Genomic DNA, 1,066 nt, shown 5'->3' with positions numbered 1-1,066 from the left:
GTGGGCGGTAGCGTTACCCAGCCATTAATCGCTTTGGCGGTCTTCTCTGCCGCTATCTTGCCGACGTTCTTCTTGGGTTTGCCGTTTTTGTCCAGCTCTCCCGGTTCATGCCAATCGTTATCGGCCGCAAGAATGATTTTCGCGTCTGGCCACCGTTCCCTAACCTGTTCGGCCACGTTAGGTAAGTTACCTTCATCCAGTGCCGCCAGTACCACACCCTCATGTAACTGACTGACCGTTAAGGCTGTTGCGTAGCCCTCTGTAATGATGAGCGTGTCCGGTGTGCCGGTTATCTCGGACACGGGAATAACACTCCCCTTTTTCTGTGAGCCTGCAACAAGGCGCTTTTCACCATTGGGCTTAATGGTTTGTGCACCCGTGATAGTGCCGTTCAGTGTTTGGGTGATCAGTAATAAAATTCCCTCTTTCAATAACCGTTGTTTGGGGTATTGCAGCCCCTTTTTCGCCAGATAGCCGGATTGCCCAAATGTGGCTTGAGACAAGAGCCTGTTCACTTTTTCGATTATTGAGGAAGTTCCTGATTTTGGAGACTCCTTTCTGGCAGGCTTAGGTTCCGACAAAGGCAGAGCCAGCGCCCCCGAAACTAACTTAGCGGCTTCAAAGACTGTGATCCCTTTGGTTCTCGCCACTAAATCCAGCCCGTCGCCATGATTGGGCTGGTCACACTGGCGACAATGCCAATCCCCGTTACCGTGATCGTCGATGAAATGAAAGCGGTCAGTGCCCCCGCAGATGGGGCAAGCGCCATGCTTACCCTTTGCCGGAACCTCAACGCCACAGGCTGGCAACAGGCTTTGCCAGTGATTCATGGCGGATTTTTTTACCGTATGGATAATGTCTATTGGGCGGATTTCTTCATTGTTTTTACGGCTGTTATATCCATATGCAGATGATTGACTCATGGCTTATTCCTCATACACAGCCGCTTGAAGCGCATGGTAGACTTCCTGATTGATATCACAGGCCAACGCAATCAGGTTATTTAAATCGATGGAACATTCAGACTTGGCTTTTTCAAGAATGACGTAAAATAAAGAGGTCGCCA

The 1,066-nt window shown here is 50.0% G+C and carries 1 protein-coding gene; it reads right to left on the bottom strand.

Translation table 11 applies throughout. The annotated features are described in order from the left end of the window. On the bottom strand, positions 1–830 hold an 830-nt coding region (locus tag PSI15_RS18080; protein WP_443256116.1), incomplete at its 3' end, for a primase-helicase zinc-binding domain-containing protein. Between the last annotated feature and the right edge of the window lie 236 nt (positions 831–1,066).

Origin of the sequence: Xenorhabdus sp. PR6a (genome assembly GCF_028599065.1) — a bacterium.
Lineage (GTDB): Bacteria > Pseudomonadota > Gammaproteobacteria > Enterobacterales > Enterobacteriaceae > Xenorhabdus > Xenorhabdus doucetiae.
The sequence above is the reverse complement of the archived record's forward strand: the minus strand, read 5'-3'. Positions and strand labels throughout refer to the sequence as shown.